Genomic DNA, 23922 nt, shown 5'->3' with positions numbered 1-23922 from the left:
CGGGCATGATCAGGTGTCGAGTCCCTACCGGGAGCGGGTGAGCCCACGATGAACGCCTCCGACCTCGGCCGGGGAGCGTTTCGTGCCGCCTTCGACCATGCCCCGGTGGGGATGGCCATGGTGACCCGTGGCGGCCACCGCATCGTCCGGGTGAACCGGGTTCTCGCCGATCTCCTGGGTGTCGAACCCACGGTGATGGTGGGGCGTTCGGTGAACGACTACCGGGAACGCCGCGCCGGCCGCAAGATCGACAGCTGGCGGGGTGCCGACGAGGTGCCCGGATTCACCGGGGAGCGTCCCTGCCGCCGAGCCGACGGCTCGACGGTGTGGCTCGAGGTACACACCTCGGTTCTGCCCGACCGCGACGACGGGGGCGAGCCCCTGTGCCTGCTGCACCTGGTCGACGTCAGCCGACGCCGGGCCGCCGAGGCCGATCGCGAGCGGCGCCAGGCCTGGGCGAGCGCCCTGGGCGAGATCCGGCTCGCCGTGCTGCTCGGGGCCCATCCCTCACGGTCGCTGTCCCTGGTGTGCCGACGGGCCCGGATGTTGCTCGGGGCCAGCGACGCCGTGGTCATGGTGCCCTCCCCCGATGGTCACAGCGCCACCGTGCGAGCCGCCGACGGTCACGATGCCCAGCCCCTGGTCGACACCCAGGTACCCCTCGAGCTCACGCTGGCGGCCCGGGTGTTGCCCGTGGGGCGGGCCGTGGTGACCGCCTCCGATGGAGAACCGCACGCGGTGATCGAGGGCATCCTGCCGGCCGAGGGACGCGCCGAGGTCCTGGCACTGCCGTTGCGCACGCCGGATGTGGTGATCGGCGTGCTCGGGATGGTCCGACCGGTCGGGCATCCCTTCAGCCGCAACGACATCGATGTGGCGCGCAGCTTCGCCGACCAGGCAGCCGCCGCGCTGCACATCGGTGAGTTGCGCGCCGACCGGGAACGCCTTCGGGTGCTGGAGGATCGCGAGCGCATCGCCCGGGACCTGCACGACAGCGTCATCCAGGACCTGTTCGCCGCCGGCATGGCCTTGGACTCGGTCCAGCCCTTGATCAGCGCGCCGCTGGCGACCGCCCGGGTGGCCGCCACCGTCGACCAACTCGATGCCACCATCAAGCAGATCCGCACGACGATCTTCGACCTCGAGACGGGGGACCCGGATCGGGGCGTCGACCTGCTGCGCCGAGTCGTCGACGCGCGCGCCGACCAGCTCGGGTTCAGCCCTCTGCTCGATGTGGACGGTGAGCTCGAGGACGCTCCGGCGGCGGTGGTCGACCACGTACTCGGTGTGGTGAGCGAGAGCCTGTCCAACATCGTGCGGCACGCCGAGGCCACCAAGGCCGTGGTCCGCCTGCGCGTGAGCCCCACCGGTGCCGTCACCTTGGTGGTGACGGACGACGGCACCGGGTTCGACCCCAACCAGGTTCAGCCCGGTAACGGACTGGCGAACATGCAACGGCGCGCCGAGTTGCTCGGCGCTGTGCTGAAGATCCGCTCGACGGCAGGCACCGGCACCCGACTGGTGCTGCGGGTGCCACCGACCGACCGGAGTGAGTCCCTGGCGGGATTCCCGGTGCTCTGACGGTGCTCTGATGGTGCGCTGCGGTCCCACGGCCGTCACCCGAGGCTCACAGCCGGCCCACAGGCCGGCGACATGGTCCTCGTAGTCGGCCGGGCCACGGTGGGGTTGTCGCCGATGGACGGCGGCAGTCGACCCCCGGAGCCCCACCATGACCTACCAGCCACTCCCCCACGAACAGCCCGACGCTCAGGTCCCCGGAGCCTTCGCCGTGCCCCCGACCCAGGTCACCTCTCGGCAGGCTCGCCGGGACGCCGCCCGGCGCGGAGTGCGTCTGGCCACGGTGGGCCTGGGGGCCGCGGCCCTGTTCGGCACCGGAGCCGTGGTGACCATCGTCGCGAGCGGCAACGAGGCCGCCCAGGCCGCCACCGACAGCGCGAACAACAGCCAGTCCAGCAGCCAATCCAGCTCGACGAGCGCCGATGAGGACAGCGAGCACTGGGACAGCTCCCAGGGCTCCGACGACTCCGACCATTCCGAGGACACCGACAGGTCGGACGATTCCGATGACGCCGCGACCAGTTCCGGCTCCGGTCAGGCCGCGGTGCAGGCCCCGACCACCGCGGCCCAGGCGCCGGCGGCCGCCACGCACACGTCATGAGCGTCTCGGCGCCCTCGAGGTCGACGACCTCTGCACTGCGCTCGGCGACGTGGCGAGCGCTCGGCGTCCAGGTACGTCTGGTGGTCACCGACGCCGACAGGCTCGGTGCCGCCCGCGCGGATCTCGCCGCCCGGCTGGAGGCTCTGGACGCCACGTGCAGCCGGTTTCGCAGCGACTCAGAGCTCGTGCGCCTCGATGAGGCGGGCGGCCGACCGACTCGGGTCAGCCCGCTGCTCGCCGACGCGGTGGCAGTGGCCCTGAACGGCGCCCGCCGGACCGGCGGGGCACTCGACCCCACGTTGGGGCATCACATGTCCGCCCTGGGCTACGACCGCACGTTCTCCCAGATCGCGGACACGGACAGTTCCGCCAGCGGCACAGCGGCTCAGCACCAGCTGAAGATCGCGGTGTCCACGGCGGCGAGCTGGCGTGATGTCCACCTCGACCGCCCCCGCGGGATGCTGCAGGTGCCGGCCGGGGTACGGCTCGACCTCGGCGCCACGGCCAAGGCCTGGGCTGCCGACCGCGCCGCCGCGGCCCTGGCGGCCGATCACGGCTGCGGGGTGTTGGTCAGCCTCGGCGGCGATCTGGCGATGGCCGGCCCGGCGCCCGAGGGTGGATGGCCGATCGCCGTGCAGCAGACCCAGGATGACGAGCCGGCTCAGGTGATCGCCCTGACCGGCGGTGGCCTGGCCACCTCGGGCACCGCGGCCCGGCGATGGACTCGCGGCGGCGAACTCCTGCACCACGTGCTGGACCCCCGCACCGGCATGCCGGCCCGCACGCCGTGGCGAGCGGTGACGGTCGCCGCGGCGTCCTGCCTCGAGGCGAACCTGGCCAGCACCACGACGATCGTGCGTGGCGCCGCCGGACTGGCCTGGCTGCGCGCCCGCGACCTGCCGTCACGGCTGGTCGGTGAGGACGGCTCGGTGGTTCAGCTCGGTCGCTGGCCCTGATCGTGGTCACGCGGAGGTCCGGCAGCTCCCCTCGATCACTCGGGTCCCCCCTCGGTGCGTGCCACCACGCGCGCCGTCGCCACCAGGCGGTGCAGCAGACCGCGGTCCTCGAACGGCAGGAAGATCCCCAACGGGCGAGGTCGGTGGACGAGTGATCCGAGCCGGCCGTCGGCCTGCTCCCGCACCACCCCCGTGGACAGGTGCAGCTGCCAGCCACCCGAGGCCGAGCGCACCACCAGGTGAGGCCCCTCGACCGTGGCTCCCGGGATCGCATCCCGGGCCAGCAGCCGTTCGAGCGCCAGCCGGCGGAGCCACCCCGGCGCATCCAGCGGCGGCGCGGCGCGGTCCGTGCTCGATGCTCGGCCCGTGGCCGCCACCAGGTGAACCAGGTCGCGCAGTACCTCGCTGACGGTGATGGGTGACACCTCGCCCGCCTCGACGGGCCGCACCCCGGTCCGGTCCTGCCGATGCCAGCGCAGCGTGGTCGGCCGCAGGAACGGCTGCAGCTCGCCGTCGGCCTCGACCTGCACCACGTCGGTTCGCCATTCGGCGCACAGCCTGCCGGCCGCGATCCGCCGAGTCGCCGTGAACCCGGTCGCCGTCCGCTCCACCACCCATCCCCGATGGCGGACCAGTGCCAGCGCACGAGCCCGGCTCAGCAACCGATCGCCGAGCATCTGAGCGCTGCCGCTGCGACCAGGCGGAAGGCGATGCACGTCGCGCCAGATCTGCGGGAAGGACTGGTAGTACTCCTCGTCCCAGGTCAGGTGTCGCCAGCGATCGACCTCGTCGGCCTCGGCCCGTGCCGGGTGCCAGAACCGCAGCTGATCTCGCCCCGAAACAGCAACCCAGGCGCCGTCCGGGTCGCGCAGCCCCCAGCCACCGCGCCGCTGTTCGGGCAGTCCCGTTCTCCAGCGGGCATCCTCGCCGCAGCGCAGCTGCCAGAGCAGGGTTCGGGCGTGCAGCCCCACCAGGGGGTGCGACAGGTAGCACGCGGACCAGGTCGTGCCGGTGATCACCGGATCGTCAGCCAGCAGGCGTTCCAGCCGTCGCTGCTGGGCAGCGGCGATCGTCTTGGCCCGCTGGGCCATTCGGCTCAGCTGGGCCAGCTCGGCCGGGTGCTCGCGGGCCACCGCCTCGGGGACCCGGTGCACCAATCCCCCCGAGGGCACCCACCAGGTCACCGTGAGCCGGGCTCCGTGCGCGTCCCCGGTGAGGTGCAGCCGTGCGAGGTGCTCACCCACCGGCAGCTGAGCGCGGCCGTCGGCATCCAGACCCAGGTCGGGAACGGCGCCATCCGGCAGGTCGGTGGGCCACCCGCCGGCCGGCCCACCGGGTTCGCTGCCATCGGGGACGTCGAGCGCGGTGTCGATCAGTGCCCGCAGCGCGCGGTTGGTCACCGCCTGGCGTACCCGCAGCAGCGCGCGGGCCAGCTCCACCGACGTCGTGGCGCCGCTCACGGTGCGCGCGGTCAGGTGGGAGAGCGCGGCTCGGGCCACGGGGGCGCAACGCGACGCGCCGGTGCCTCGCGCCCCGGCACCGCACCTGATGCTCACCTCGGCGAGCAGCGCTGTCGCGGACGACGCCAGGCCCGCGTCGTCGTGGTCGAGGTCGCCGGCGACATCGTGGACGGCCTCGAGCAACGTCGGGAGCAGTCGACGATCGACCAGGTACCGCGCCTCGGGCGACGGCCGATGGCGGCACAGCTGATCGAGCAGCAATCGGTGGACGACGCGCGGGTCGCCCTCGGCGAACCACCGCTCGCCGTACGCCGCACGCACTGTCTGCAGTGCCCGTGCCCCGAACTCATCGCCCAGGAACGGCTCCTCGGGTGAGGCCGCGCGATGCCTCGCCCCACCCTCGGTGGTCGTCTCCCCCATCGATCGCCTCCCCGTGCGATCCGGATCACGCTCGAACCGATGCAACCACACACCACCGACAAAGCGGTCGTTCGGGGTGAACCTGTCGAGGCCTCGGCCGATGAGCGCGCCCCCTTCCTTCTGGTGAGGACCTCGGCGTCAGCTCGTCGTGACCCGGCTCGGCGCGCGGAGCGCCTGTCCCGTCAGTCGCACCAACCTGGTGCCGGTCAGCAGCCCGACCGTGATGCCCATGAGAACGGCGGCGGCGACCCCCACGACCACGTGCACCGGTAACGGCCACCCGTTCGGCACCGTCGACAGGGCCGTGACCGGGATCATCACCCCGACCAGCCAGGCGCCCGAGGTGACACCGATCCAGGATCGGGCGCCGGGTACGTGGCGGCGCAGCACCAGCCACTGCAGGACACCCATGGCCAGCAGGCCGACGACCAGGCCCGGCCCGACGAACACCAGTGACATCACCCCGAACGCCTGGATCGCGGCCGAGCCTCCCATCCCGGCGAGCCAGGCCAGTGCGGCCGCGAGTGCCGTCGCCCCGATCCACTGTCGCCGGAGCAGGCCCGGCAGCGCCCTGCTCACGACTGCCGACTGCGTCCAGCCGAGGGCAGCCCCCTCGAGAGTTCCGGCCACGGTCAGGCCGGCCGTGAGGGCGACATCACCCGCCCCGCGCGCGGCCAGCACGGCACCGGTGACAGCCGGCGGCACGAAGCCGACCAGCTCCCCGGCGACGAACGCCACGGTCCAGTCCCGACGTAGCCGGGACGCGTTGTGCTCCACGTCCTCATGGTCCTCTTTCGGCGGCAGCTCGGCGACGAGCTCCTCGACGTCGGCCTCAGCCCAGACCGAGACCCGCGAGCACCTCGCGCAGCTGACCGGCGGTCGGCACCCGGCCCGACACCACCACCTGGTCGTCGACCACGAGCGCCGGCGTGCGCATGACGCCGTATCCCGCAATCTCGCCGAGGTCGACGACGTGCTCGATCTGTGCCACCGCGCCGAGCTCGGCCAAGGCCGTGCGGGTGCGTGCCTCGAGTTGCTCGCAGTTCGCACAGCCGGAGCCGAGCACCTTGATGATCATCATGTCTTCCTCTCATCGTCGCTGATGCCGCGGGGTCTCACCCGAGCAGTGCGTTGAACAGGTATCCGACGGCAACGATGCCGGTGGCGACCACCCCGACGAACATCGCCAGCAGTGGTGGCCGGAGTACCCGGCGCAGCAGAATGAGCTCCGGCGCGGACAGCGCGACGACGCTCATCATGAAGGCGAGCAGCGTGCCCATGGGCAGCCCCTTGTCGTGCAGGGCCTCGACCAACGGCATGACGCCTGCGGCGTTGGAGTAGAGCGGGACCCCGATCCCGACCGCCACCAGGACGGCGAACGGGTTGTCGGCGCCGGCGAAGCGCGTGAACACGTCCTCAGGTGCCCAGCCGTGGATCACCGCGCCCAGGCCGACCCCGATGAGCAGGTAGGGCCAGATGCGGGTCAGGATGGACCGCACCTCCTCGACGGCGATCTGGACCCGGTCGGACAGACTCAGGCCGATCGCCGGATCGATCACCACACCGCGCAGCCGGGTCTCGAACACGAACGGCTCGACCCACCGCTGCACTCCGAGTCGACCCAGCACCCAGCCGGCGGCGATCGCCACGACCAGACCGGCCGCCACGTAGAGCAGGGTGATCCGCACGCCGAACATGGTCAGCAGCAGGCCGATCGCCACCTCGTTGACCAGCGGCGAGGCGATCAGGAACGACAGCGTGACCCCGATCGGCACGCCTGCGGCCACGAACCCGATGAAGGCGGGAACCGCCGAGCAGGAGCAGAACGGTGTGGCCACCCCGAGCCCGGCCGCCATCACGTTGCCCACCCCTTCCCGCCGGCCGCCGAGCAGGGTTCGGGTGCGCTCGACCGAGAGGTAGGAGCGAGCAAAGGTCACGGCAAAGATGATCACCGTCAACAACAACGCGATCTTGACGGTGTCGTAGCAGAAGAACCGGATGCTCTCACCGAGCCGCCCCGAGGGGTCGAGTCCGAGTGCATCGAACAGTACGGCGTCCCAGAGCAGGGGGTTGAGCCGATACGCGCCGGCCCAGACGAGCCCGGCACCCGCCAGGGTCAGCCCCAGCCGCCGCCGGGTCAGGTTCGGCGAGTCCAGGTGGAGCAACTCGACGGCACTCACGAGTGGTACCCGCGCTCGGCCGGCGCCCCCGGAAGTGCACCGCGCAAGCGGTCCAGCGCGTCGGGGGCGAGGGTGTAGTCGATCCAGCGGCCCCGCCTCGCCGCCGTGATCAGGCCCGCCTCGCGCAACACCTTCAGGTGATACGAGAGCAGGTTCGCGGCGATCGGCACCTGCGTCTGCAATGCGCACACGCACGTCGTCCCCGCCGTCAGGGCCTGAACGAGCGCATAGCGACTCGGATCGGCGATCACTGCCAATACCGCGACGGCCTGCTGGTCCACCACGACCGGGCCGACGTCGACCGACCCGGCCGTCGGTAATGATTCAATCGTGGTTGATTCGAACACGATCGAAACATACGCGCCGGCCGGGTCCACGAGTCATGACGAACGGCCCGAGGCATGGAGCCGAGCGATCAGGGTGCGGCGGCGGTCAGCACTCGATCCGGGGCATCGGCCCGCGCGGCCAGGTAGCGTTCGGCGTCCAGCGCGGCGACACACCCCGACCCGGCGGCCGTGATGGCCTGCATGTAGTCGTGATCGACCACGTCCCCGCAGGCGAACACCCCCGGAAGGCTGGTGCGCGACGATCGGCCGTCCACCGCGATGAAGCCGGCGGCGTCGAGCGCCACCTGATCGCGGACGAGGTCGACCCGTGGGTCGTGACCGATCGCCACGAAGATCCCGGTGACGTCCAGGGTGCGTTGCTGACCGGTGAGGACGTCGCGCAGGACGACGCCGCTCACCTTCTGCTCACCCAGGATGTCGACCACCTCGCTGTTCCAGGCGAAGCTGATCTTCGGATCGTCGATGGCGCGCTGTTGCATGATCTTGCTGGCGCGCAGCTGGTCACGCCGGTGCACCAGCGTCACGCTGCGCGCGAAACGGCTCAGGAACGTCGCCTCCTCGACGGCCGAGTCGCCGCCCCCGACCACCACGATGTCCTGGCCGCGGAAGAAGAACCCGTCGCACGTGGCGCACCAGGAGACACCGTGACCCGACAGCCGCTTCTCGTTCGCCAGACCCAGCTCGCGATACGCCGAACCGGTCGCCAGGATCACGGTCCGGGCGTGGTGCACCGTGCGGTTGCCCCACTGCGCGTCGCCGGTGACCACCTGCTTCACCGCGCCGCGCAGATCGACCTCGACCACGTCGTCCACGACGAGTTCGGCCCCGAACCGCTCGGCCTGAGTCCGCATGTGCTCCATCAGGTCAGGCCCCAGGATTCCCTGCGGGAAGCCGGGGAAGTTCTCGACCTCGGTGGTGTTCATCAGCGCGCCACCGGCCGTGACCGACCCGGTGAACACCAGCGGACGCAGGTCGGCGCGAGCGGCGTACAGCGCCGCGGTGTACCCGGCGGGCCCCGACCCGATGATGATGACGTCTCGGACGACGCTCGCGTCCTTGCCGTCCGGTGGGAGCTGGTCGGTCATGCCGAGGCCTCTTCGGGCAACAGTTCGGCGATGAGGTCCTCGACCTTGGCCTTGATGGCATCGCGGATCGGCCGGACGGCGTCGAGTCCCTGGCCGGCCGGGTCGTCCAGCGGCCAGTCGAGGTAGCGGGTGCCCGGGTAGAACGGGCAGGTGTCGCCGCAGCCCATGGTGATGACGACGTCGCTGACCTCGACGGCCTCGCCGGTCAGCACCTTGGGGGTCGCGGTCGTGATGTCGATACCGACCTCCTTCATGGCCTCGACGGCGGCGGGGTTGACGTGCTCGGCCGGGGCGGTACCGGCGGAGCGGACCTCGATCCGCCCGCCGGCGAGGTGGGTCAGCCAGCCGGCGGCCATCTGCGAGCGACCGGCGTTGTGGATGCAGACGAACAGCACGGACGGCGTGCCGGTGGGCGACTTGAACGACATGACAGGGGTCCTTTCGGTAGCGATGGAAGGGATCGAGAGAGACTGGGCGAGAACGGTTCAGCCGTCCTGGCGATAGTCGAGGTGGGCGACCACGACGTCGTCCGCGGCCTGCCCGACGTCCGGGTACAGCGCCCGCACCAGCACCGCCCCGACCAGGCAGCCGACCACCTGAGCCGCGATGAACGCCGGCACCGACGCCGGCGCGATGCCGGCGAAGGTGTCGGAGAAGATGCGGCCGATGGTGACCGCCGGGTTGGCGAAGGAGGTGGAGGCGGTGAACCAGTACGCCGCCCCGATGTAGGCACCGACCGCCGCCGCGGACAGCGGCGAACGCCCGGTGCGGGCGAGCGCGAAGATGATGCCGATCAGCCCGGCGGTGGCGACCACCTCGGACAGCAGGACACCACCGGTGACCCGGTGGTGGGTCGAGATCTGCACAGCCGCCAGCGAGTACATGAGGTTGGCCAGGACCGCGCCGGCGATCGCCCCCGAGGTCTGCGCCACCGCATACGCGGCGACATCCCGCAGCGGCAGGCCGTGGCCCGATCGATGCCCGAGCAGCCAGTCGATGAAGGAGACCACCGGATTGAAGTGCGCTCCCGAGACCGGGCCGAACTGCAGGATCAACACCGTCAGACCGAGCAGGGTCGCCAGGGAGTTGTAGAGCAGCTGCAGCCCCACGTCATCCGGCGACAGGGTCGTGGCCATGATGCCGGAACCGACCACCACGGTGACCAGCAGCGCCGTCCCCACGGCCTCGGCCAGCAGGCGGCGCATCAGCGGCGGCAGGGGGTCGTTCGCCACGGCGACGACAGGGGCCAGACCGTGATCGGGGTGATCGGGGTGACCGGTGGATGCGCCGGGCAGCTTGACGTCGCTCATGCATCCATCATACTTGAGTCAACAGATGTTGAGGCAATATCCGACGAGCGAAGGTTTCCGCGACCATGTCGGTGAGGGAGGTGCCCGCCATGACCGAACCGAAGGCGCAGGCCCAGACGCAGGCCCAGACGCAGCCGCTCGCCGTCCGGGCTCGGATGTACGCCGCTCTCGGCGAGCCGGTGCGGCTGCAGATCGTCGATCACCTGACCTACGGCGACGCCTCCCCCGGCGAGCTCGGCGCGGTGACCGGTCTGGCGACCAACCTCTTGGCCTTCCACCTGAGCACGCTCGAGGACGCCGGGCTGATCCGCCGAGTGCGATCCGAGGGCGATGGCCGGCGCAGCTACGTGCAGCTGCGGTGGGACGATGCGACCGTCGCCACGGTCGTCGGCGCCGCCACGACGGCGAATCCTCTTGCCGGGCAGCCTGTTCCGCGGGTGCTGTTCGTCTGCACCCACAACTCGGCCCGCTCCCAGCTGGCGGCGGCGAGTTGGTCGACGATGAGCGAGATCCCCGTCGCGAGCGCCGGCACGCATCCCGCCGAGCAGGTGCACCCCAAGGCCCTGGACGTCGCACGCCGTCACGGCCTGCAGGTCGTCCGGCCGAGCACGCACCAGGTCGACCAGACCCTGCAGCCCGGCGACCTGGTGGTGGCCGTCTGCGACAACGCCCACGAGGAGCTCACCGCCACTCCGCCGCAGCTGACGCTGACGACACCGTCCGGCGCGGTGGGACGGGGGTGGCTGCACTGGGCGATTCCCGACCCCGTCAGCGACGGCAGCGACGCCTCGTTCGAGACCGCCTACGCCGACATCAGCCACCGCGTGGCCCGGCTCGCCCAGGCCGTGACCGGAGCCTGACCCGCCCATCCTCGGTGATCATGTAATCCGTGCACGCTCGTGAAATGCTTCACGAGCGTGCACGGATTGCATGATCACCGAGGGTTTGGGTGAGCAGGCGCTCGGCTTCGGCCAGCGCGAGCGTGAGCGGGATTCGCTCCTGCTCGATGCGGCGGACCCCCGGCCAGGCGGGGTCGGTGAGCGACTCGTACAGTCGCCGCTCGTCGTCCGTCAGGTGCGGTACCGGACGGCGCGAGCCCGCCTCGAGCGGGCGACCCTGGGGATCGACGGTGGCGCCGAAGCGTTCCCAGCGTGCGTAGGCGGCCGGGTTCATGAACATCGAGAGCGCGGCGATACCGGCAGCTCGGAACTCGTTGAGGATCTCGAGGCCGGCGGCGTCCATGTCACCCCAGTAGACGACGGTCGGCGCGTGAGCCAGCCAGTCGACGGCGGCGATCGCCCCCGCGCCCCGTCCGACACCCTCGACGCTGACCGCCCGCGCCCGAGCTGGGAAGTGGAGCGCGGTGTCCTTGTTCTCAGAGATGATCACCAGTTCAGGGCGGTAGGCGGGAACCATCGCATCGCCGATGGTCACCGCGTCGTGCCACCGCCCGCCCCCGGCCCGGTGGCCGGGATCGAGGTAGGTGAAGTGCACCCGAGGCGGATGAGGCGGTGCCAGGCCGAGGTCATCGCGCCCGGCCAGCCGGCTCACCAGCTGCCGGCGAGTGTTGAGCCACTTGGCGTGCAAGCCCTCGATCGGCACCTGGCGTGGCGTCAGACCCGCCGCATCGTGGGTGGCGAACCACTGCCCCGCCCGCATCAGGAGGTCGACATCCGCCGCGGCGAAACCGTCGACCGCCCGGACGGTCTCGGCGAGTGTGCCGTCCGCGGCCAGCTGAGGAAAGCGCTCGGCGAGCGCCCGCCAGTTGGCCCGGCCCCGGTCGAGACGGCCGGGCCACGGTTCGCCGACCACTTGCGCCGCGAGGTCGACGTCCAGCACCACCAGATGAGTGGGCAGCACGTGATCGGTGCCGTGCACCCGACGCGTCGTCGTCCGCAGGGTGATCCCGAGGCTGCCCGCCCACGCCCGCCACGTTGCCGCCCAGTCGAGAAGGGCGGCGAAGTCGTGCAGCAGCGACTCGGTGGTGGGGCGACCCAGGGGGAACGGGTGTGGCCAGTGCTGCTCGGGCGATTCCTCGTCGTCCGACCCTTGCCGAGCCAGCGCATGCCACCAGGTGCGCGCCAGGCGCCGCTCGACGTCCGCGATCACCTGCTCGATGCTGCGGACGACCGGTGACGACCCGGTCGCCGGGTTCACTCCCGCGCGTCCAGCCGGCTGACGATCTCGGCGGCGGACACCTGCAGGACGTAGTCCTGGGCGTCGGTCACCGAGGCCACGAACGAGTAGCTGGTGGTGTTGTTCTTGGTCACCATCAGCAGCGCGTCCATGTGCGGCTCGAGCGCCGAGACCTTGTCCGGCGGGGCGCCGACGATGAGCTGGAAGCCGAGTCCCTTCCAGGCGCGCACCGCCCGTCCGGCGAAGTCGGAGTCGGACTTGATGAACCCCTCGTCGATGAACACCGGGGCGAACCGGGGCCGGGCTCGGAGCTCGTCCCCGAGCCGGAAGCGCAGCGCCGCACCCACGATGAAGGCCACCAACTCCTGGCTCTCACCGCCGCTCTTGCCGCCCAGGGCCGAGTGGGTACTGAGCACCTGCCCGTCGGGGCCGTAGCGCTCGGCGGTCACGAAGACGTGCCGCCGGACGTCGAGCAGCGCGTCCCGGTCGGAGCGCTCGGCGTCCCATCGGGGATCCTCGCGGCGCCGGATCCGGGCCATGAACGATTGCAGCGCCACGAATCTGGCCTGCATCAGGTCTTCGCTGAGCTCTCGGGTCGCCCCCGAGGCCAGCTCACGCAAGGCCCGCCGGAAGTCCGCCACGGTCTCGGGGGTCAGCCGCCGCAGTCTGATCCTCAGCCGGTCACCCGTGGCACCGAACTCCAGTTCGCGCAGGATGTCGTTGATCGGTTCGAGCCGCTCCTCGATCTCCTGGACGCACGACTCCATCTGGCCCGACAGCGGCACCAGGTCCTCGCCCGACCACTTCATCAGCTTCTGCCGCCAGGCCTCCTTGCGCTCGTGCAGGCCGGTGGCGACGATCCGTTCCAGGATCGCGGCGTAGTCGGGGTAGGACGCGGTGGTGTGACCGAGGTTCGGGTCCGGGAACCGCTTCAGGTAGGCGTTGAAGATCGCCTCGAGGTCGGCCGCCGCCGCCGTCGCGGCGCTCTCGGCCTCGGCGATGGCGAGGCTCAGGGTGCGGTGCAGCCGCGCCAGGTTGTTGGTGAACTCGTTCAGGTCACTCGGGTCGCCAGGACCGACGGCGGCCGCGAAGTAGCCGTCGAGGGCCGCCGACTGATCCGGTGTCAGCACGACGTGGACGTCGGCCTCGAGCCGATCGATCTCGTTGTGGGTGGCGTCCTGACGATCGACCAACTCGGCCCAGCGCCGGTTGAGGTCGTCCTCACGCTGGCGCAGCCGGTACCGGTCCTGCCGGGCCACATCCAGCTGGTCGCTCAGCTCCTCGATGCGCTGCTGCAGTGCCGCCAGCAGGTCGTTGGAGGCGAGGATCGCCTCGCGGCTGCCCTCGAGCTGAGTGAGCTGAGCCTCGACGGCGGCGACGTCGATCTCGACCCAGGCGACGGAGGTCACGGCCTCGGAGGCCTTGCGTCGCGCGTCGAGGTCGCGCCGGTCCTCGTCGATGCGCGCTCGCTCGCGGTCGACCTCGGTGAGCAGCGTCTCGATCCGGCCCAGCTCCTCCTCGATCTCGGCCAGCACGTCCTGGCTGCTGAACCCGATCACGTTCATGGCCTCGGATCGCCCGTGGCTGCCCCGACTACCCTGCCGGGTCTGCCCGGCCAGGCTCACCCGGTACCCGGGACCGGCCAGGTCGTCGGGACGCTGCACGCACAGCGCATTGCGGGCCGGCTCACTGACGTGGCGGCGCACCCACGCGGTGAACGGTGAGTCCTTGAACACCAGCTTGCCGGCGACCGTGGCGGGGTCGAGCGTCCCACCCGGACCCGCCGCGCCGTCCGGGTCGAGCGGCACGCCCTGGAAGACCAACCGACCGGCCAGGTGCAGCGGGTCGATGGCTCGGCTGAATGCAGCGAGGCGATCCTGCGGCACCAAGAGCAGGCGGGCACTGGCCCCCAGCACGGTCTCGATCGCCGTCCGCCACGGCCCTTCGCCCTCGCTCAGGTCGATCAGTTCGGCGAGGAACGGCAGCTCCTCCTCGGTCATGCCCGACGCCTCGGCCACCTGGGCGCGCAGCTGGTGCAGCCGGCCCCGGATCCGGCTCTCGCGACCGGCGAGCGAGTCCCGCTCGGCGATCAGCTCGCGGCGGCGCGAGAGCAGGGGGAAGTCGCGGTCCCGCAACGCCTCCCGCGCGGCGATGAGTTCGCTCGACCGGGCGTCGTAGCCGGCCAGGAACTCCTCCGCCTCCTGTCGGGCGAGGGCGTAGCGGTCCGCGTCGTCCAGGGGCAGGTCGAGCACCTCGGTGCGCTCGGCCAGGTCGGCCCGCCGGCTCGATCGGTCGTCGCGCGTGATGCCGGCCGTGATGATCTGCTGGTCCAGGCTCGCCAGCTCACCACCGCCGGACTCGCGGTGCTCGGTCTGGGCGGCGGCCAGATCCTGGGCGAGGCCGTTCTCGGCGGTCACGGCGGCCCGCAGCTGCTCGCTCACCGCGCGGCGTCCGGCCCGGGTCTGCTGGACGGCGTCCTCGAGCAGGTCACGCTCGCGGTGGCGGCTCCACAGGTCGACCGGGTTGCCCGTGGTGCGGGTCAAGCCGAAGGTGTCGATCTCGTCGATGGTGCGCCGGGCGGTGATCAGGCGGTCGTACTTCGCCGTGATCGGGGTGAGCAGCTCGGCCTTGTCCTGCTCGGTCTGCATTGCCTGGTAGGCAGCTTCGAGGTCGTCGAAGTGCGCGATGGCCCGGTCAGCAGCGTCGTAGGTCGTCGGCCGCTCGAGCACCATGTCCTTGTAGAGGTCGTCCACGGTGCGGATCTGCTGCCCGGCCTGGATGCGCGCCAACAGCCGCAGCGCCTTGAGGCCGTCGCCGTTGGCGCCGATGCCGAGCTTGGTGTGCAGCCGGGTGGCGAAGGCGGTGTAGCCGTCATGGGTGATCAAGCCGGGGAAGGCGGCCTTGAGCACCCGCGGCTGGAACTGCTCGCTCGCCAACGGCGCCAGGTCGGCCAGGTCGAAGGGCGCGTCGATGGTGGCGAAGCGCGGCGCGAGGTCGGCGAAGACCGTCGCCCGGGCCGGCACGAAGTAGACCCGCAACGCGGTGAAGTGTTCACCGTGATCGTTGACGAAGGTCATGCCGATGGCGCCCCAGGTCGCCGTGCCTTCTCCGCGCAGGAGTTTCGGACGTTCCCGCCCGCTCTCGTCGGGCACCGTGTCGGTCTGGCCGCGCAGGTAGGACATCAGGTTGCGCTGCCCGGCGCTGCGCGCCCGACCTGCCACGGCGTCGTTGGAGGCACCGTTGAAGGCGATGTCCGAGGGCATCATCAGTGCGATGTAGGCGTCGAGCAGGGTGCTCTTGCCGCTGCCGGAGGCGCCGGAGATCAGCGTGGCGCCCTGGTGGAACGGCACCGTCACGGCGCCCTCGAACCCACCCCAGTTCACCACCTGCAGCGTCTGTGCGCGCCACTGGGTGGTGCCCTCGGTGGCGCCCTCCAGGTAGAACAGCGGGGCGTCGGGGATGGTGTCGCGGGCGGCGTCCATCGAGTAGTGAACGGCCGGGAGCTCGGCCTCGGTCTGGGTCACGCGTCCTGCTCCTCTGGGTCGGTCTCGCCGTCCATCGTGCTGCCGTCCAGTGCCTCGTCGTCCGGGGCGGCGTCGTCGATCAGAGTGTCGTCGAACGCACCCCCGGGGCGCTGGGCCTGCAGCCAGCGCAGCAGCTCGTGCAGGCGCTCCAGCGGCAGGACCACGTCGATGGCGGGGCTGATCTCGAACCGGTCGGCGTCGTGCTGGCCGATCAACAGGCCCGCGGTGATCAGGTTCTCGATGGCCTTGGCGCCCCGACGCGAATCCCCTGCCTGGTCGGTGGCGTGGGCCGGACGCAACGACGCCACGTGGTCGAGCATCTCCTGCCGGTCGACGAACACCCGGATCTGGCCGGTACCCTCCTCCGCCCGGCTGCGGCGGCGCAGGTAGACCATGATCACGGTCTCTTCCCGGGACCAGGCCAGGTCGCGCACCAGGGTCGGGAACCGGCCGCCGCCGTCCGGGGCCGCCTGGCGTTTGAAGGCGACCTCGCGTTCACGATCCAGGTGCAGGTCGAGGAAGACGTCGTTGAGCCGCGACCGGATCAGGTGCGGGTGGGCGATCAGCGCCCGCCACTCCCCCGGATGGGTTCGGGCGGTGATGAACCGGTGCTTGAGCAGGGCCACCAACGCCCGGCGTTGGGCGACGTCGAGCCGACCCTCGTCACCCTCGAACAGCGCGATGCTGCTGCTGAGGTCGGCATCGCCTTCGGTGTCGTCCCACTCGTCCCGGTCGACCTCGCCGGCTGCGTCATCGTGGGATCGGTCCACCACGGCGGCCTCGTCGTGGGTGAGCGTCATGCGGGGCTCTCCTCGGGCTGGGGTTCGGTTCGAGCGCCGGTCGCGGGAGCCAGCGGGACGACCGGCACCAGCAGCTCGCGCCGGCTGCCGTCCGACCGGACGGCCACGAACAGCTCACGGTCATCCTGCGCCTCGGGCAGCCCGCGGGTGTTGGCCGCCAGGTGCAGCAGGCCGAGGATCTCGACCGGACGGCGCAGCGACTCGTCCAGCTCGGCGAACAGTTCCCCGAGCGAGGCGGTCGGTTCCGGCGAGCGCAGCGCCTCCTGCAGGGCGTACCGCAGGCGACCCAACGACGGGCCACCCATGGCGCGCAGCCGGTCGAGTGACACCTCGTCCGGGCGCTGGTCGGTCACGTCGAGCAGCTCGGGCGGCGGCGCGTCGTCCGCAGGGTCGTAGAACCGCTCGCGCAGGTGGTCGATGTCGAACCGGGAGGGCAGTAGCGGCAGGTCGACGGCGGACCGGGGGCCGGTCTCGGCCAGCCAGGTCTGCAATTCGGTGTCGAGCTGGCGCAGCGTGGTGTCCAGTTCGCGGTCGCGGACCACGTTGTGGGTGGCGATGTAGTCGCGCAGCGCGCGGGTCACCCGGGTGCGCTGGGTCAGCACCCGGTCGAGGCCACGCCGGATCAGGGTCACGGTGCCGCGCAGGTCGCGCCGATCAGCGTCGTTCAGCAGGGTGTCGGCCTTGGGGTGGGTGAGCAGGGCACTCAGGTCCTCGGTCAGCTGCAGGAGCAGCTCCTCGTCGCGCAACAGCGCGAAGGCGCCCTCGAAGGCGCGGCCCTCGGCGGTGGCGGTCATCAGCGACTCGGCCCGGCGCAGGTAGTCGTCGACCACCGCCCCGGCTGGACGTTCCTCCTCACGGAAGGAGGCCAGGATCTGCGAGCGCAGCGTCGTGAAGGTCTCCTCCACGCGGGAGAAGTCGCTCGGCAGCCCGGCGACCAGGGCCAGCAACTCGCTGTAGCCCTCCATCAGGTAGTCGTCGGAGACCTGCGGGAGGTCGCCGGTCAGCACCCGGTCGCGTTCCCGCTTGAGCCGGGCGATCTCAGCGTCGAGGATGTCGACCCGCGCCCACCGGTCGGGGTTCGCCTCGGCGTTGAATCGGCGGACGGCGGTCACGATGGTCGAGATCCGGTGTTCGCTGAGGCTGGCACGCTCGCGGGTCAGGCTCGCGACCAGGTTCAGCGCGTCCTGGGCATGGCTGGTCAGGGTGTAGACCTCGGTGCCGTCGTCCTCGACGCTGCGCACCAGCCACTGGCCGCGCATCCAGCGTAGGCACAGGTCACGGCCGGTTCCGGTCGGCAGGTCGGGCGCACCCGTGGCCCGCAGCTCGTCGAGGAAGGTGTCGACCATGCCGTGCAGCCGAGCCGTCGGCACGCTGCGCACGTCGCGGCTGAAGGTGCTGCGGAAGATCGCGATCACCACGGGGGCCTGACGCTGGTGCAGCAGGGTGAGGGTCGGCTGCTCGAACGCGCCGCGCACGCGCGAGAGCTCTCCGACGATCTGACTCACGTGTGCTCCCCCGTCACCTTCCGTTGTCGCTGCCGCCCCGACGCATCACGGGGACGACGTCCGCGCGCCCACTCGAGCCGAGGACGGATCCACGGTAAGGGGTGGCACCGACAACGCAGGCCCGGTTCGCCGTCCTGGCCCGCTGGCACCGCTCAGTCGAGCAGCCTCTCGCCGGCGAGGTCGAGAGGCACGAGCGCGCCGTCTCCCCAGGCGTCCTCACGAGCGCGCGAAGGCCATCAAAGGGGCATAGTCCAGCAACAGATCGGCCGTACGCAGCGCCGCCAGGTAGGCACGACGCACCTCGGCACGGCGCTGCGGATCGGGATCGATCGGCTGAGCGGGTGCCCGTCCCCAGCCGAACGGCGGCCGACCGAGCGAGTGTGCCGCCGCATCGGCCAGCAGTCGTGACCAGCGTCCGTTGCCATTGGGGAACGGGTGAACCAGTACCGCTCGATGCGACAGCCGAAGGCAGAACTCGTCAGCAGACAGGGCGGTCTGACCGGCTACGCGGACGTCGGCCAGCCAGAACGCGGCGTCCGCGATCAGATCGTGCAGACACAGCAGGATGCGCCACGGCTCGACACCGATGTTGCGTTCGGTGGTCCTGAAGCTGCCGGCCCAGGCCCACACGTCGCCGTACATGGCACGGTGCAGTTGCTTCATCCATCCGACATCGAGGATCCGCTCGGCGGTGAGCCGCCGCCGGCCAGACAGGGCCGCGAGCCGCGCCCGGGCGATGTTCTCCGCCTCGACAGCATCCAGTTCACCGCGCGTGAGCACGGGCAGCAGCAGCCCGTCGCGTTCCTGCTCGGTCAACGGTGTGGCGCCCGGGACCGCACCGAACAGCGAGGAATCGGTCATCAGAGATCCTCACCATTGCTCGGCGGCCTGTTCGACCATCCGACGATGGTGTTCCTGGTCGTGTTGATCCGGCAGCTGAGCCTCGAGCAGCATGCTCTGGTGAACTGCCGCGACGTGCTCAGCCAGCTGGGCGGCCAGGCGCTTCTCGACGATGCCCTGCAACGACCCTCGAGGAACCAGGGCGTAGACGAGGTCACAGTCCAAGGCCTCCGCGGCACGCTGCAAGGTACTCAACTGCGCAGCCCGGTCCAGCTCGCTGCGTTCCAGCCGCCGCACCGTGGTCTGGTTCACCCCTAGTCGTTGCGCGAGATCGTTCTGTGACAACCCCAGCGCCTCGCGCACCGAGCGGACCCAGCCTCGGGCGGGACGGGCGAGAAGTGGGACGTCGGCACGCAGCCGTTCGAACCGGGCATCCAGGAGTTGCCGTGCTCGCTGCTGCCGCAGAGCGCTTGACATGACCGCCGCCTTCCTGAGCACCAATGAAACGCTCGATGCATCGTAATGCATGACAATAACCTTGAGCAATGCACTGTGATGCCTCGTTACATCGAATTGTGCTGCTCGAGGACTCACCAAACTCGTTCACATCCTGGACGTCCCGGCGGTGCGCCCGAGCAACGAAGCGGCCGTCAGCACCGTCGCGACTGCCGCACCGGCCACCATCGCCACCCCCGGGCCACGGACGTCGACCAGTGCCCCGGCAGCGGCCGTGCCCGCGGCGGTACCGACGTTGAACGCCGAGGTGACCCAGGAGGTCGACTCGGCGCTCGCGACGTCCGTGGCCGCATCGGCCAGCAGGTAGGAGGCCACCAGCGCCGGGGCGACGAACAACCCCGCGGCAGTGATCAGCACCAGCAGCACCAGCGGCAGGTTGATCACGAGCCCCGAGGCGGCCACGGCCGCACTGCTCAGCAGGACGAAGCCCACCGCCTGATGCTGCACGGTGCCGGGCCAGGTGCGACGCCCGTAGACCAGGCCGCCGACGATGCTGCCGATCGAGACCAGCGCCGCAGGCAGGCCTGCGAACCCCTGGTCCAGGCGTCGCATCACGGCGGCGATGGCGGCGAGCTCGAACCCGGCGAGCAGATAGCCGATCGCGAGGGCCGGCAACAGCCGGATGAGAAAGCGCGTCGACCGCCAGCGCGCGTCACGCCGCCCCAGCTCTGGCGTCGCGCCGCGGGAGGTCGCCCGGCCGAGCAGGCTGCCCATGCCGAGGTTCGCGAGTACGAGCAGGCCGACCGAGACCCCTAGGACGGCGCGTGCGTCGAACCGTGCGATCGCGGCACCCGCCAGCAGCGGGCCGAGGACGAACAGCACCTCCTCGGCGACCGAGTCGAGTGAAAAGGCCTCCTGCAGTTGGGTTTCGTCATACGTCAGGTCACGCCAGGCGGACCTCATGACGGGGCCGGTGGGCGGGGCGAGACCTCCGGCGAGCAGGCCCGTAGCGGTCAGGACCGGGAGCGCCGAGGTGGCCAGGGCACCCATCGCCAGCAGACCGAGGCCGTTCACCAGCGCGAGGACGGCGAGGGTTCGGCCGTGGCCGCATCGGTCGGCGGCACGCGCTCGTAGCGGCCCGAGGAGTCCAGCGGTCAGTCCGTAGGCCGCGGTCGCAACACCGGCTTCGGCATAGGAGTGCCGTTGCATGGCGAACAACAACAGCAGGGCGAGCGGGATGACGCCGAATTGCAGCCGGGCCAGGGCAGCCCAGGCGAACAGTGGCGTGACGTGGGGGGTTCGGAGCAGCGCGAGATAGCCGCCAGGGGCGGAGTTCATCAGGGACCTTTCCTGCACGGGGGTATGACGACATCGACTGCGGGCGCTGGTGCCCGCGCACAGGTGGCGTCATGGAGGGGTGCAGGCCATGGGCGCGAGAATAGCCCGAGTCATACGATGCACTCACGATGCACTATTGTGCACTCATGGATCAGAGTTCGGCCGATCTGGCGGCAGCCATCGGCGCTCGGGTGCGGCAGGGTCGTCAGGCGCGGCATTGGACGTTGGATCAGCTGGCCGAAGCGGCGGGCGTGAGCCGTCGTCTCGTGGTCAATGTCGAGCAGGGATCCACCAACCCCAGCGTCGGCACCTTGCTCAGGATCAGTGATGCCCTCGGCATCGGCCTGCCGGCCCTGGTGGAGCCGCCGCATCCCACGGTGGTGAAGGTGACCCGCCAAGGTGACGGCGCGGTCCTCTGGGAGAGCCCGGCCGGTGGGCGTGGGGTACTCGTGGCGGGTACCGAACCCCCGAACGTCGTCGAGTTGTGGGACTGGACTCTGGGTCCGGCCGATCGTCACGCGACCGAGCCCCACGCGTCGGGCACCCGGGAACTGCTGCAGGTGCTGGAGGGCGGGCTCGTGGTCGAGGTCGCCGGCCAAGTGATCACTCTGGACGCCGGTGACGCCGTCGCGTTCCCCGGCGACGTGCCGCACTCGTATCTCAACACCGGCACCGAGTCATCCAGGTTCTCCTTGACGGTCTTCGAGCCAGGCGTGGGGTCGGCGCCCCGAGTGGACGGTTCCGATGTCTGACCTCGCTGAGCTGGAAGCGTTCGTGACCCAGGGGCGCGTCGACCCGGCGGTGTTCGCACTGCGTGCCGACTACCGGGCGCTGCTCGTCGCCGTCGATGGACTTGTCCCCGGGCCGAGCGACTCGACGAGCAACGACCTGCTGGACGCCGCGGAAACCGCTGCCCGAGAAGCGTTGTCGCACTCAGCGGTCGATCAACTCCCCCACGTAGCGGCCTGGCGTGAGGCCTACCGGGCGTTCGGCTCCAAACCGCAACGCACGCGCAACAGCCTCGAGGCGCTGTTGCGTCGCGCCGAGACCGGATTGCCGCGCGTGAACCGACTCACCGACCTCTACAACGCGATCTCGGTGCTCCATCAACTGCCGCTCGGCGGCGAGGATCTGACCCGATACACCGGCTCACCGCGGTTGGTGCGCGCCATGGGCACCGAGAACTTCGACACCGTGGCCGGCGGCGACCCAGTGATCGAGCACCCCGAACCCGGCGAGGTCGTGTGGTGCGACGCGGACGGCGTGACGTGTCGGCGCTGGAACTGGCGGCAGGCCCGCCGCACCCAACTGCGCGAGGACACCACAACAGCCCTGTTCATCCTCGACGCGCTCGATCCGTTCACCGACGAGGCCCTCCAGGCCGCCACCGAGGATCTGGTCACTCACCTGCGACGGCTCGGCCCCGACGTACGCGTCGTTCACCACCTCATCGCCGCCTCCCTCGAGGATCTGCCGTGACCGACGCCGTCGCCGTCCCGGTCCCTCGGGTACCGCCGTGGGGCCTGGCCGTGGCCGCGATGGCCTCGGTGCAGCTGGGTTCTGCCCTGTCGATGGGACTCATCTCGACCGTGGGTCCAGCGGGCACCGCTTGGTTGCGTCTCAGCGCCGGCGCAGTGATCTTCGTCGTCCTGGCCCGCCCGTCCCTGCGCGCGCTCCGGCGTCGCGACGTCCCGGCACTGCTCGGCCTCGGGGTGACCACGGGGTTGATGACCATCGTGTTCCTCGCCGCGATCGAGCGCCTACCGCTGGGTACGGCCGTCGCCATCGAGTTTCTCGGCCCGCTCACCGTGGCCGCGGTGCGCAGTCACAGCGCCCGAGCACTCATCTGGCCGGCCGCCGCGCTGGTCGGGGTGGTGCTGCTCTGCCAACCGTGGCGCGGCGACATCCACCTGGCCGGCATCGGTTTCGCCACCCTCTCGGCGGTGGGGTGGGCCACCTACATCCTGCTCACCCAGCAGGTCGGTGATCGGTTCAGCGGCGTCACCGGGCTCTCGCTCACCGTGCCCATCGGCGCCGTCACGGCGGCATTCTTCGGGCTCCCCGGCGTGATGGGGCACTTCTCCCCCGGGTTGCTCGCCACGGCGGTGGGGCTCGCCGTCCTGCTGCCGGTGTTGCCGTACGCCTTCGAGATGCTGGCGCTACGTCGCATGACCCCCACCGCATTCGGCACCCTGATGGCCCTCGAGCCGGCATTCGGCGTCCTGCTCGGGTTGATCGTGCTCGACCAGCAGCCATCGATCGGGCAGGTCGTCGGCATCCTGCTCGTCGTCCTGGCCGGGGCCGGCGCGCAACGGCACACCTGACGATCCGCGTCACACCTGACGATCCGCCCGCGCACGGACCACCACGCGAGCGGTCAACGGCGCCACCATCCCGCGGGATGGTGCCTTCAGCCAGTCCTCAGTGATCCGTTGTCTCGTCGATCGCCGCCAACCAGTCTGCCCAATACCGCTTCCACGCCTCGACAGCTGCAGAGTCGGGCAGTCCGTCGTGTGACACGTTGACCATGACCCGGCCGTCACCCTTGGGCGTCACCGTGAACAGCGCCGAGCCGACCGGCTGACCGTCGATGGCCACGCTCAATCGCAGGGCTTTGCTGGTCGCCCTGGAGCGCAACTGTGTCTCGAGGCCCGGGAACAGTGACACCCGGTCGGCGTCGTCGACGATCGCCGCTCGCAGGGCAGCGGGATCGACGGTGACGGTGCGGGTCTTACCGGCGCTGAACGTGCCGTCGGCCATCTGGTTCGGGGCACGTCGACCGGTGATCCGCTCGTACCCCACCGTCACGCCCTGACCCCACCAGCCGCGGACGCCGTACGCCTCGGCGATGTACGCGGCGATCGCGGTGTGGCCACGGTCGTGGCCCGGCCAGGCATCGATCAGGTCGCACCACTCGTCCCAACCCCGACCGGTTGCTCGGGTGATGGCCAGGTCGTCGACCTCTGGTTCCGCAGCGCGAACGCGCCGGCGAGGCGTCGGCCCATCGCCGTCGGCCGTCCCATCACTGGTGAACCCGCCGAGCAACGTCCGCCGGGCTGCGCCGTAGCGCTCGCCGGTCTTCTCCATGCGCTCGCGGATACGGCGCTTGAACGTCTCCTGCTTGGTCATGTGAAGCACCTCATGTGTCGACGCGCGACCCTCGACGACCCGCGCTCGGCGACGGTCACGAGGACACATCGGTGATCTTCACGCCGAGCACACAGGGTCCCCTTTGCTCTCCGATACCCGGCGGCGCGAGCGCCGAGGAGAGAGTCCGGCGAGGCGAGTCGCCACGGACACGGTACGACAGAACATCGTCGAGAGTCATCACCGCTCATCCCGGACGCCGCGCCCGAGAAACACAGCGCCGCCCGTCCCGAGATCCG

At 70.8% G+C, this 23922-nt stretch carries 23 protein-coding genes; 7 read left to right on the top strand and 16 right to left on the bottom strand.

What is annotated here, in order from left to right; all coding sequences use genetic code 11:
- Positions 1-48 precede the first annotated feature (48 nt).
- The 3 genes from IPK24_12765 (at position 49) to IPK24_12755 (ending at position 3135) form a co-directional block, all read left to right on the top strand.
- Entirely contained in the window at positions 49-1581 is a 1533-nt protein-coding gene (locus tag IPK24_12765; protein ID MBK8076405.1) for a PAS domain S-box protein, read from the top strand.
- 148 nt (positions 1582-1729) lie between these two features.
- Positions 1730-2179 carry a hypothetical protein gene (locus IPK24_12760; GenBank protein ID MBK8076404.1) on the top strand — a complete coding sequence of 150 codons (450 nt, stop codon included), beginning with the start codon at positions 1730-1732 and terminating at the stop codon, positions 2177-2179.
- Positions 2176-3135: an FAD:protein FMN transferase gene (locus tag IPK24_12755; GenBank protein ID MBK8076403.1), complete on the top strand. Its 960-nt coding sequence runs from the start codon at positions 2176-2178 to the stop codon at positions 3133-3135. The genes IPK24_12760 and IPK24_12755 overlap by 4 nt, the downstream gene beginning before the upstream one ends.
- A gap of 35 nt (positions 3136-3170) precedes the next feature.
- Here the strand turns inward: IPK24_12755 and IPK24_12750 are convergent, their stop codons facing one another.
- From IPK24_12750 to IPK24_12715, 8 genes are all read right to left on the bottom strand, one after another.
- Positions 3171-5015: a DUF4132 domain-containing protein gene (locus IPK24_12750; protein MBK8076402.1), complete on the bottom strand. Its 1845-nt coding sequence runs from the start codon at positions 5013-5015 to the stop codon at positions 3171-3173.
- 138 nt (positions 5016-5153) lie between these two features.
- On the bottom strand, positions 5154-5792 hold the full coding sequence (locus IPK24_12745) for a hypothetical protein (GenBank protein ID MBK8076401.1): 639 nt from the start codon (positions 5790-5792) through the stop codon (positions 5154-5156).
- 55 nt (positions 5793-5847) lie between these two features.
- Positions 5848-6093 carry a thioredoxin family protein gene (locus tag IPK24_12740; GenBank protein MBK8076400.1) on the bottom strand — a complete coding sequence of 82 codons (246 nt, stop codon included), beginning with the start codon at positions 6091-6093 and terminating at the stop codon, positions 5848-5850.
- 37 nt (positions 6094-6130) lie between these two features.
- Entirely contained in the window at positions 6131-7180 is a 1050-nt protein-coding gene (locus tag IPK24_12735; protein ID MBK8076399.1) for a permease, read from the bottom strand.
- Between the two features lie 11 nt (positions 7181-7191).
- Positions 7192-7479, bottom strand: a complete 288-nt coding sequence (locus tag IPK24_12730; protein MBK8076398.1) for a winged helix-turn-helix transcriptional regulator — start codon at positions 7477-7479, stop codon at positions 7192-7194.
- 131 nt (positions 7480-7610) lie between these two features.
- Positions 7611-8627 carry a thioredoxin-disulfide reductase gene (gene trxB, locus IPK24_12725; GenBank protein MBK8076397.1) on the bottom strand — a complete coding sequence of 339 codons (1017 nt, stop codon included), beginning with the start codon at positions 8625-8627 and terminating at the stop codon, positions 7611-7613.
- Positions 8624-9055: an arsenate reductase ArsC gene (locus tag IPK24_12720; GenBank protein MBK8076396.1), complete on the bottom strand. Its 432-nt coding sequence runs from the start codon at positions 9053-9055 to the stop codon at positions 8624-8626. Before IPK24_12720 ends, trxB begins: the two co-directional genes overlap by 4 nt.
- Before the next feature lie 57 nt (positions 9056-9112).
- The gene (locus tag IPK24_12715; protein ID MBK8076395.1) at positions 9113-9937 is read right to left on the bottom strand and encodes an aquaporin family protein; all 825 of its coding nucleotides are present in this window, start codon (positions 9935-9937) and stop codon (positions 9113-9115) included.
- A gap of 89 nt (positions 9938-10026) precedes the next feature.
- Here IPK24_12715 and IPK24_12710 point away from each other — a divergent pair, with 89 nt between their 5' ends.
- Entirely contained in the window at positions 10027-10797 is a 771-nt protein-coding gene (locus IPK24_12710; protein ID MBK8076394.1) for a helix-turn-helix domain-containing protein, read from the top strand.
- Positions 10798-10846: 49 nt separating this feature from the next.
- On the opposite strand, the gene IPK24_12705 is transcribed toward IPK24_12710, so the two are convergent.
- The 7 genes from IPK24_12705 to IPK24_12675 all read right to left on the bottom strand — a co-directional run bounded on the left by IPK24_12705 (position 10847) and on the right by IPK24_12675 (position 20536).
- Positions 10847-12094, bottom strand: coding sequence for a hypothetical protein (locus IPK24_12705; GenBank protein ID MBK8076393.1), 1248 nt, complete (start codon positions 12092-12094; stop codon positions 10847-10849).
- Positions 12091-15555 (bottom strand): AAA family ATPase, encoded by a 3465-nt coding sequence (locus IPK24_12700; protein MBK8076392.1) that lies wholly within the window; start codon positions 15553-15555, stop codon positions 12091-12093. Before IPK24_12700 ends, IPK24_12705 begins: the two co-directional genes overlap by 4 nt.
- Positions 15556-15593: 38 nt before the next feature.
- Positions 15594-16397, bottom strand: coding sequence for a DUF4194 domain-containing protein (locus tag IPK24_12695; protein MBK8076391.1), 804 nt, complete (start codon positions 16395-16397; stop codon positions 15594-15596).
- A complete protein-coding gene (locus tag IPK24_12690; GenBank protein ID MBK8076390.1) occupies positions 16394-17902 on the bottom strand; it encodes a DUF3375 domain-containing protein in 1509 nt (502 codons plus the stop codon). The genes IPK24_12695 and IPK24_12690 overlap by 4 nt, the downstream gene beginning before the upstream one ends.
- A gap of 216 nt (positions 17903-18118) precedes the next feature.
- Positions 18119-18763: a mobile mystery protein B gene (locus tag IPK24_12685; protein MBK8076389.1), complete on the bottom strand. Its 645-nt coding sequence runs from the start codon at positions 18761-18763 to the stop codon at positions 18119-18121.
- Positions 18764-18772: 9 nt separating this feature from the next.
- A complete protein-coding gene (locus tag IPK24_12680; GenBank protein MBK8076388.1) occupies positions 18773-19219 on the bottom strand; it encodes a mobile mystery protein A in 447 nt (148 codons plus the stop codon).
- Between the two features lie 126 nt (positions 19220-19345).
- Positions 19346-20536, bottom strand: a complete 1191-nt coding sequence (locus tag IPK24_12675) for an MFS transporter (protein MBK8076387.1) — start codon at positions 20534-20536, stop codon at positions 19346-19348.
- Positions 20537-20664: 128 nt separating this feature from the next.
- On the opposite strand from IPK24_12675, the gene IPK24_12670 reads away from it, so the two are divergent.
- Genes IPK24_12670 through IPK24_12660 form a run of 3 tightly spaced genes read left to right on the top strand, consistent with a single transcriptional unit; the run spans position 20665 to position 22860 of the window.
- Positions 20665-21288 (top strand): helix-turn-helix transcriptional regulator, encoded by a 624-nt coding sequence (locus IPK24_12670; protein ID MBK8076386.1) that lies wholly within the window; start codon positions 20665-20667, stop codon positions 21286-21288.
- Positions 21281-22015 carry a hypothetical protein gene (locus IPK24_12665; GenBank protein ID MBK8076385.1) on the top strand — a complete coding sequence of 245 codons (735 nt, stop codon included), beginning with the start codon at positions 21281-21283 and terminating at the stop codon, positions 22013-22015. Before IPK24_12670 ends, IPK24_12665 begins: the two co-directional genes overlap by 8 nt.
- 59 nt (positions 22016-22074) lie before the next feature.
- Positions 22075-22860, top strand: a complete 786-nt coding sequence (locus tag IPK24_12660) for an EamA family transporter (GenBank protein MBK8076384.1) — start codon at positions 22075-22077, stop codon at positions 22858-22860.
- A gap of 97 nt (positions 22861-22957) precedes the next feature.
- Here IPK24_12660 and IPK24_12655 read toward each other — a convergent pair whose 3' ends face one another.
- Entirely contained in the window at positions 22958-23665 is a 708-nt protein-coding gene (locus tag IPK24_12655) for a hypothetical protein (GenBank protein ID MBK8076383.1), read from the bottom strand.
- Positions 23666-23922: the final 257 nt, after the last annotated feature.

This window comes from Kineosporiaceae bacterium (assembly GCA_016713225.1).
In the GTDB taxonomy this organism is placed as follows: Bacteria; Actinomycetota; Actinomycetes; order Actinomycetales; family Kineosporiaceae; genus JADJPO01.
The sequence above is the reverse complement of the archived record's forward strand: the minus strand, read 5'-3'. Positions and strand labels throughout refer to the sequence as shown.